The sequence below is a fragment of the Chitinophaga sp. genome (assembly GCF_035564935.1).
GTDB lineage: Bacteria > Bacteroidota > Bacteroidia > Chitinophagales > Chitinophagaceae > Chitinophaga.
Genome location: NZ_DATMTE010000359.1, coordinates 1 through 9,011, shown reverse-complemented (window position 1 = coordinate 9,011; position 9,011 = coordinate 1). Strand labels below are relative to the sequence as shown.

Genomic DNA, 9,011 nt, shown 5'->3' with positions numbered 1-9,011 from the left:
GTGAAAGTGAGGGAACTAAAACCTGTCGCTTTCACCGGGTGCCTGTAAAAGAATGCCTTAATTATTTCCAGTTTCCTGGTTTCCCCCCTTACCCTGACCTTTCTTCCCTGCATCATCTCCTCCCCCGTTACCGCTATCACTGTTTCCTTTAGGCAAAAAATTATTGACAATGGTTTTTGCCTCATCCTTATGATCATTCCATATGCCCAGGATCTTCTCTGCCCTGGTTTTGGCCGGATTGGTTTCCGTTACTTTCAGGGAAACGCCTGTTACAATGCTTTCGTCGGGAACGGTAAAAATCTCGGTCCTGTATTTGGGGCCTGTTACCGGCAAATTGCCAAAAGGCACGGAAGAAATTACCAAAGGAGCCAGGGTTAAAGTTTTCTTTTCCGTGCCTTGAATGTAATTTATTTTCAGTTCAATCACGTAGTCGAAAGTATTACTCTTTGCAGTGGCTTTGGCAGCGGAATATGCCAGTCCTAAAGCGTCTACGTAGTAATAAAACAATTTATTGTTGGCCGTTTTATCTATTTTAAAACTGATGGCCAGCGCTTCTTTTGAAGCGTCGGGGCTTTCTTCCAGGTTAATTGTTCTTACCAGTTTGAACTCCGGCCAGTAACCATCGCCGGCTGTTAACGGGCTGCTTTGTTCCTTGGTGTACTCTGCGGAAAATTTCTTTACCCGCTTTTCAAGGATGCTTGTAGTTAGCTTGAAACCTGCATCAATAACTGTGGGAAGAAGGGCGGCCAGCGCCGGGGCAAATTCGTGGCCGGCAGCTTGTGGCAGCCGGATCTTTGACGCCGCAAAGGTGATATCGAGGTCTTCTTTTGCGAAATGTGCAGTTTTTCCCGCTGAGGAATAAACAACATTTTGTGCGTAGCAGTTAAAAAACATAGCAAGTGGAATTAGGGTAGAAAATAATTGTTTCATGGTATGTATATTGGGGATTTGATTAAAGCATCAGCCAATCTTTCCATAAGGAGATAATCTCACTGTTGATGACGGCGCCGGAGTTTAAATCATCCCCGTTATTATGAACGCCGACCACTACACGCTTACCATTGGCCATTGCTACAACAGGACTGCCACTCGATCCTTTAACGGTGTCCACTTCGTAAAAGATCCTGTAATCCGTGGCCTTCTCAATATTACCTTTGGAACTCCACTGTGTAAATTCTTTATCTACGGGATAACCGGGTATTTCTATTCCCGCATCACCGTTATACATCTTATACGCCAGCAGGCTGCGGGACGACTTAAAGAGCGTATCATCTTTGAGAATGATGGCGCCATGATCGAAGTTGGCATTATCATTAAGCACCCATCCTTCCACGCTTTTGAACTTATTAGCCACCATGCTTCCATAAGGCTGCTGTGCGCCCAAAGCTCCGGGGATAACGGTGATCCGGCTGGCCCACCTGTTATTGAAGTATACACAATGCCCGGCAGTGATCACGCAACGGGGACCGATAAAAAAACCGGTACCAAAAAACTCTTCTCCATAATTATTCTGAATAATCAACAAACACACCGCGTTATAGGGAAATTCTCCGGGATTAACAGGAAACCGGTCATCTTTTCCGATCAGTATACGCTTCTCCAATTCCTTTATTGGAACAGGGGCCGGTAAAGTAGTATCGCGCGGATCATTCCGTTTGCCGAAGCCATTTCCAAAAATGTTGCCCGCTTTTTCGTCGTTGCCTATGGTAGTGTATTGCCGGTCAAAAGGAGGAGTTATTCCATCCATATATAGGGGTTTGGGGTATTGACATCTGGCTATCTCACTATAAATTTAAGGGATTTCTGATTCAAAAGTTCAACAGCATATAGAATTTTAGCGTATTAATAATTAAATTCGTAGCAGTAAAAGCCCCATAGCAATAAACAGGATTGAAGGCACAGCCCCTGCAGGTACTATTTATTTCTCTAAATTATACCATATGAATCCGCATCAATTCCTCTCTACCGATGTTCGCAATTTCAGTTCAGATACCGATGTGAATACCATTGTAACAACGCTTCAGCAGCAACCTTCCCTGCCGGACTATATCGTATTTCCCGATATCAGCCATGTGGAAACAGCCAGTACTTTCATGAACCAGTATGAGCAACAGCTTTCCGCAGGAGAAGATCCTGACGAATGGTTGAAAAAGCGGCTGAAAACAGGCATGAAACTACCGCAGATAGATTTAGATACTAAAATAACAGCCGATATCTCCAAAGCGGTTGTACAGCATAACCAGGAAGTAATAGGTGTGTTTATCAATAATAAAATGGGTGAGCTGAATGGCAGCCGCCTGGGAGAACTTATTCCGGCAAATACCCAGCACCAGATGCTGGAGAGCCTTGTTCCTCCTCTTCCTCAAAAGCCGAACGGATCGCCCGGAAGAGGAAGCCGGGCATATTTCCTGAATGCCGGTTATAATAAATCAGTAAAGGTGGAAGAAGAGTTGTTATTGATGGTAAGTATAGACCTTACCCAGGAAGACGGACCTGCTTTACCACTGATGATTGAAGATGAATCGATAGTCGAGATCGTTGTTTCTCCCAAAAACAACCTGGTGCCGGAAGGCACACAAACCCGTTCCATAAAAATACCTGACCATACCGGTAAGAAACAAAAGTTCGTGCTCCGCGCAAAAGAAGCAGGCGCCGGTCGTTTTATTATATACGCTTTTATAGATGGTACTGAGCTGGCGCATATTGAACTGGAGGTAACCATTATGGCGGCAGACAGCCCCGCAACAAACGCCCCGCAATCTATTCAACCATTACCTGTAGACGTGCATTATCCCGGTTACCCGGCCGACTTAAGCCTGCTGATAACCGATTCCATGGTCAATGATAAAAGGTACCTGTACTTTAAACTGACGGCGGCCGACAGCCAGCTTAACTGCTACTTTCAGCCTTATGGCCCCGTACCGCTGGCAAGTGATCCCGCGCAGTATTTCAGGACATTTTACAAGGACATTGAAGATATAAATCTTAAGGGAGAAGAACACCTTGAAATTGCCACCCGGAGAATGGAGGCCAAAGGTGCAGAACTGTATAAAACATTACTTCCGCCGGATCTCCGGCAATTTCTCTGGAGTATTAAAGAACGGATCGCCACTGTTATCATCAACTCCGAAGAACCCTGGATCCCCTGGGAAATTTGCAGGATGGAAACAGAAGTGAACCGGGAAACGCTGACAGACCAGTTCTTTTGTGAACGCTTTGCCATTACCAGGTGGATTCCCGGTAAGAAAGCGCCTAAAAATAAGCTGAGCTTATCCAGGGTAGCGCTGATCGTTCCAAAGGAATCCAACCTTGAGTATGCACCGGAAGAAAGGGAGAAACTACTTGAGCTATTTGGCCATGCGGGCATCGAAGTAACCCAGATCCCTTCCAATTACCTGGCCGTAAGCGACGCACTTGGCAGCGGGCAATATGATGTGATCCATTTTACAGGACATGGTGTGGTGAAAGATCCGGACAACCCCAACAGCGCCTATATGATGCTGGATGGCGGGCAACAATTTTCCCCGGAAGACATTAACGGCAAAGTGGCCAACCTTGGTAAGCCAGGCCCGGTTGTATTCTTCAATGCCTGCCAGATCGGGCAGCTGTCGATGGGACTCACCGGCATTGGTGGTTGGGCGGAAAAAATGACAGGCGCCGGGGCTGCCGCTTTTATTGGCGCAAACTGGTCGGTGTTCGATAAATTTGCCTGCGATTTTGCCATCGCTTTTTATACCCGCCTGATTGCCGGCGCCACCATTTCAGCAGCGGTAAAAGAAGCAAGGAGCCTGGTGAGGGAAAACCGTACGCCCACCTGGCTAGCCTACACTGTATTTGCCGATCCGAATGCGCGGATGAATAAACTTTAAAATAAGCTTCCCTGTACCACTGCCGGCGGCATGGTGGGATGAAATAAACCCACAATGGTAAACGGCTGTTTAGTACCTGCATGTACATTTTGCGTAGTACCCAGGAAAAAATACAGGTCGCTGTTCCGCGCGTATTCCTGCAGGTATTTTTTTCTCACATCGTTGATAGCCTTCTGTTCTTTATCAGGGCCACTATGCCTTTTCAGGCTTTTCCAATAAAAGGAAGCCAGCTGCCAGTCTTCCACCGGTAAAGTAATTTCCTTATTCCTGCTGTCGGTAAAATGGAAAGAAAACCGGTAGGGCAGTTTTTTCATCACGGTAAAAGGATCCTCCGGCTGTTCAGATACCAGGCCGCGCGCTTTCTCTTCCTGTAATTTCTCCAGCAGGCTGCTATCCCACTCCCGTTCTGTTTCCTCCACCACAAAACCCAGTATCCGGGTAGGTTTGAATACAACCAGCGAGGTATAGAACGCTTCGTGCTTTGCTTCCATAATAACGGTAGAGAAGTCGCGGTATACATTCTTCAATACAATAGCCTTCCTTTCACTCCAGTGACCGGCTGTATCAAGATGCCCTGTTTTTTTTACGGGCGTTTCCATAGATACCGGCCGGAAACTTTCCAGCCTGAAATCCCTGGTGTTCCGTTCCAGGTCCAGTTCTATCCAGTCGTACAGCTGGTATTGGTCTTCGTAGCTTTTTTTTATAAAGGGAACCGGGTATATCCTGATGAACACACCATCTTCCCTGAAACCGGCGATGCTCACCTGTTCGTCATAATGGGAAGATAACGTGGGGTAACTTTTAACTGTGATCAAAACTTTCGTCAAGGGCATGCGCAACATATTTTAAACAGCCAGCAAAACTAAGGTTAATCATTGAAAATAAAAAAGTTAGCGTAATTTTCAATCGCTCCGTTCATCTCCCTAAAATATAACCGATAGATTTTTCACACACCCCTATCGAAACATTCTATGGTAACTTATCGATCTATTTTGTGTAATTTGTACGCATAAAATTTTAACACATGAGTTTTCAAGATGAGCTTAAGAAACTCTTTGTTGAAGAAAATGAAATACCCGAGGAGTTCCGTATTTCTGAAATTCATCAGAGAGAGTACCTGGTAAACGGGGAGATGAAAGCATGGGATGGACCGGTGAGCGAGGTGTATTCTCCTATTAACATTCCCGGTGCGGATGGCCTGAAGCGCAAGCTGATAGGTACTTACCCCCTGGGCACCGAAAAAGAAGCCTTTGAGGCGCTGGATGCCGCACTTGCGGCCTATGACAACGGCCGCGGCGAATGGCCCACCATGCGGCTGGACGAGCGCATTAACTGCCTTTCTGTGTTTGCCCGAAAAATGACGGAGCAACGTACCCTGATCATAAAGCTGATTATGTGGGAAATCGGCAAATCCTATGCGGACTCTATCAAGGAGTTTGACCGTACCATAGAATATATTAATGCTACGATAGATGCGCTGAAAGAGATAGACCGCAGCTCTTCGCGCTTCGAGATCAGGGAGGGCACCATTGCGCAGATCCGCCGTTCGCCATTGGGAGTGGTACTCTGCATGGGACCATTCAACTACCCGTTAAATGAAACCTTTACCACGCTGATCCCTGCGTTGCTGATGGGGAACACCATTCTCTTCAAACCTCCCAAACATGGTACGCTGGTGCATTACCCGCTGCTGCGCGCCTTTATGGAATCGTTCCCCAAAGGTGTAGTGAATACAATATATGGCCGAGGTGCATCCGTGATACCCGGTATCATGGCCACCGGCAAGATCAATGTACTGGCCTTTATCGGTTCCAGTAAAGTGGCCAACGATCTGCGCAAGCACCATCCCAAGCTGAACCGCCTCCGCGCTGTGCTCAGCCTGGACGCTAAGAATGCGGCTATTATTACGCAACATGCAGATATACAGGTGGCCGTTAATGAGTCCATACTGGGGGCATTATCGTATAATGGTCAGCGTTGTACCGCTATTAAAATACTGTTTGTACACCGCTCCATTGCCGGCCAGTTCAATGCGCTCCTCAGTGAGTCTATCAGCAAAATGAAATTCGGTATGCCATGGGAGAAAGGCGTACAGCTTACCCCCGTAGCCGAACCGGGCAAGCCGGCCTATATCCGCGAGGTACTGGACGACGCCATTGCCCATGGTGCAGCCGTTGTAAATGAAAACGGCGGCGCCACCCATGAGTCGTTTGTATTCCCTGCGGTAGTATACCCTGTGAATGATAAAATGAAACTCTACCGGGAAGAACAGTTTGGGCCGGTAATCCCGGTAGTGCCTTACGACGAGATAGAAGAAACCATTGATTACCTCATTGAATCGCCGCATGGGCAGCAGGTAAGTATTTTCAGCAATAACCCTGATGAAATAGCTACCCTGATAGACCCATTGGTAAACCAGGTAAGCAGGGTGAATATCAACAGCCAATGCCAGCGCGGCCCGGATGTATTTCCGTTCACCGGCCGGAAAGACAGTGCAGAAGGTACCCTCTCGGTGCATGATGCGTTGCGCTCCTTCTCTATCCGATCGCTCGTAGCTACCAAAATGAATGATACCAACAAAAAACTGCTGGAAGATATTGTGAATGAACATAGCTCAGATTTCCTCAGCACCAATTTTATTTTCTAAACCGCTGGATAAAACGAAAAACCTTGCAGCTATCCACTGCAAGGCTTTTCGTTTAAAGTACAGGAGTGCCGCTACCAGGGAATTTCTCCTCCATCTTTAAAGAACCTGCCTGTTACAGTCCTGTCTTCCAGCATTGCCAGCTGCACAATTGGCTTTGCACCTTCTTCAACGCTTTTAAAACCCTGAAACTGGTTAAGGTCTGTAGCCGTATAACCTGGCGTAACGCTGTTAACGGTAATATTTTGCTCACGCAATTCATTGGCCAGCATCACGGTAAAACCATTCAACGCGGTTTTAGTGGCGCCATATGTTGAAAAATTGCTCCAGTTGGGGCTTCTGCCGGCAGCCATCTGCATAGTTAACGATCCGATTTCGCTGGATACGTTGATGATGGACGGAGCGGAAGATCTTTTCAGCAACGGCAACATTACCTGCGTGGTTTGAACCGCGCCAAAATAATTCGTCTCAAATAAAGTGCGGATGCTTTCCATCCCGGATTCAGCAATATACTGTTGCTGCTCACCTGATATACCTGCGTTATTGATCAGCACATCAAGGGAATCAATCTGACTATCCAATTCAGCCTTTGCCTGCTTTACAGACGCCAGGTCCGTTACATCTATCCGGATGGCGGCCACATTAGCTATGCCGGCGGCTTTTAACCGGTTTGCCGCTTCCTGCCCGTTCTGAAGATCCCTGCTTCCCAGGTACACAAAGTTGCCCGACTGTGCCAGTTGCCTGGCTGTTTCAAAGCCGATGCCTTTATTGGCGCCGGTTATTAAAACGGTTCTCATGAAATTCAATATTTAAGATTAAAAATGCGTGGATGATAAGTAGCTATAACTATCTTTCCTCTGCAAATTTAACCAGGTATAAGCAGGCAGCTGTAGCCCGATTACCTTATTTTGTAGCCAAATGTCAGACTTTGACACGTTTCCTTTCCATGATACCAGGATATTAAAGGAGAGGGCCCTTATCTCACATCTATACTTATTTTATCAATATCCGGCATCCATCCTTTTTCGTTTGATAGTCTTATGGTATTACGCCCTTTTATTAACTTAATGGCTACCTGCTTATCAGCGGCTTTAGTGAGCGAGCCGGAATTGAGCTTTCTCAGGAGGTGTTCTTTTCCGTTTACCTGTACTGTAATATCCCTGTTGTTCTCACACATATAGGTGATGGTGAGGCGGTATATGCCGCTTTTATTGGCAAAAACATCTCTAAATTCAATCCAGTTATCCGTATTATTGCCCAGTGATATAGCTTTGGCGCCACCTGAGCAGGAGGCGTCTTTAGCTACATCGCCCTGGCGGGGCTTCACCACTGTATTTTCCAGGAGGCTATAATTATTCATGTAGCCATACTCTGCTTCAAATGTTTGTTGCAGTATATTTTCAGTGCCGGTTACTTTTAGCATCACTATGCCATGAGCAGGTACTTTTGCCGTAAAAGCCGTGTCCGTCTTCACATTTATATCCCTGTGCTGCCAAAGATCACGCACGGTGATGTTACCCTTTAAACGAAGCATTCTCCAGCTAACGGTCATATCTTCCGTTGTTTCACCTGCATTGAAAAGCACCACCGCTCTTTCTTTACTGACCCTGCCGTTTAAATTTCTGGCCCATACCTGCAAACCTCTTCCATTATCAGCTATCAGCCGGGCCTGCAAGCCGGTAGTATCCTGGTTAACAGCAATCACTTCGGTATTGGTTAAGATATCTTTGGTTTGTTGCGATATGCTTGTTAAGTCGTTGCCCAGGATCAACGGCGATGATAAAATGCACCATAAACTAAAATGGCTTTTATCTTCTTCATTTGTTAATCCCCTGCCTACTTCCAGCATATCCATATCATTGTAATGCCCCTGATCCGCATAGGCAGCCAGGTAAGTATTTTTATGGATGATGCTGATAATGCTTTTCCAGTCGGGTGTAATATCCTGGGATATGCGCCAGGAGCTGGCGATTTTTGTGACCCATGTACCCGGGAACTGCCAGCGGCATACATTAAAGTTGATGTCCGTTCTGCCGGTACGGTCTATGGCTTGTTTAACAGCGGTATACCTGGTTCTCTCATCCAGCTTTTGCTGCAGTCCCCCGCAAAAATCAACCTTTAAATAATCGAAGCCCCATGTCTTCATAAACAAATTAATATCCTGTTCATCATGCCCATACAGGCCTCCGCCAATTCCTCCCTGTTGTGCATCCCAGATGGAGCCACAGGTATTGGCGCCCGCTTCCGAATAGAACCCTGCTCTTAATCCTTTCCGGTGTATGTAATCTGCCACCACTTTCATCCCGTTGGGGAATTTCAGACTATCAAGCCTGAAGGCGCCGTCGGCATAACGTTGGTTAAAATAGCCATCATCTATATTAACATACTTAAATCCAACAGCAGATAAACCGGATGCCACCAATGCATCGGCCTGTTTTTTTATGATGTTTTCATTAATGTTCACCCTGTAGTTGTTCCAGCTGGCCCAACCCATCAAT

Annotated in this window: 7 protein-coding genes; 2 read left to right on the top strand and 5 right to left on the bottom strand. The window is 46.5% G+C overall.

The window, feature by feature from the left end; genetic code table 11:
* Positions 1–57: 57 nt before the first annotated feature.
* Together VN105_RS09490 and VN105_RS09485 are read right to left on the bottom strand one after the other, a co-directional pair.
* Entirely contained in the window at positions 58–930 is an 873-nt protein-coding gene (locus VN105_RS09490; RefSeq protein ID WP_325640189.1) for a hypothetical protein, read from the bottom strand.
* 22 nt (positions 931–952) lie between these two features.
* Positions 953–1,747 carry a trypsin-like serine peptidase gene (locus VN105_RS09485; RefSeq protein WP_325640188.1) on the bottom strand — a complete coding sequence of 265 codons (795 nt, stop codon included), beginning with the start codon at positions 1,745–1,747 and terminating at the stop codon, positions 953–955.
* A 193-nt stretch (positions 1,748–1,940) separates the two neighbouring features.
* Here VN105_RS09485 and VN105_RS09480 point away from each other — a divergent pair, with 193 nt between their 5' ends.
* Entirely contained in the window at positions 1,941–3,869 is a 1,929-nt protein-coding gene (locus VN105_RS09480; RefSeq protein WP_325640186.1) for a CHAT domain-containing protein, read from the top strand.
* Here the strand turns inward: VN105_RS09480 and VN105_RS09475 are convergent.
* Positions 3,866–4,702: a hypothetical protein gene (locus VN105_RS09475; protein ID WP_325640184.1), complete on the bottom strand. Its 837-nt coding sequence runs from the start codon at positions 4,700–4,702 to the stop codon at positions 3,866–3,868. The two genes, VN105_RS09480 and VN105_RS09475, sit on opposite strands and share 4 nt — an antisense overlap.
* A gap of 191 nt (positions 4,703–4,893) precedes the next feature.
* Here VN105_RS09475 and VN105_RS09470 point away from each other — a divergent pair, with 191 nt between their 5' ends.
* Positions 4,894–6,516 (top strand): NADP-dependent glyceraldehyde-3-phosphate dehydrogenase, encoded by a 1,623-nt coding sequence (locus VN105_RS09470; RefSeq protein WP_325640182.1) that lies wholly within the window; start codon positions 4,894–4,896, stop codon positions 6,514–6,516.
* Positions 6,517–6,587: 71 nt separating this feature from the next.
* On the opposite strand, the gene VN105_RS09465 is transcribed toward VN105_RS09470, so the two are convergent.
* Both VN105_RS09465 and VN105_RS09460 read right to left on the bottom strand, forming a co-directional pair.
* On the bottom strand, positions 6,588–7,310 hold the full coding sequence (locus tag VN105_RS09465) for an SDR family oxidoreductase (protein WP_325640180.1): 723 nt from the start codon (positions 7,308–7,310) through the stop codon (positions 6,588–6,590).
* Between the two features lie 179 nt (positions 7,311–7,489).
* Positions 7,490–9,011: hypothetical protein (locus VN105_RS09460; RefSeq protein WP_325640178.1), on the bottom strand; the 1,522-nt coding region annotated here is incomplete at its 5' end.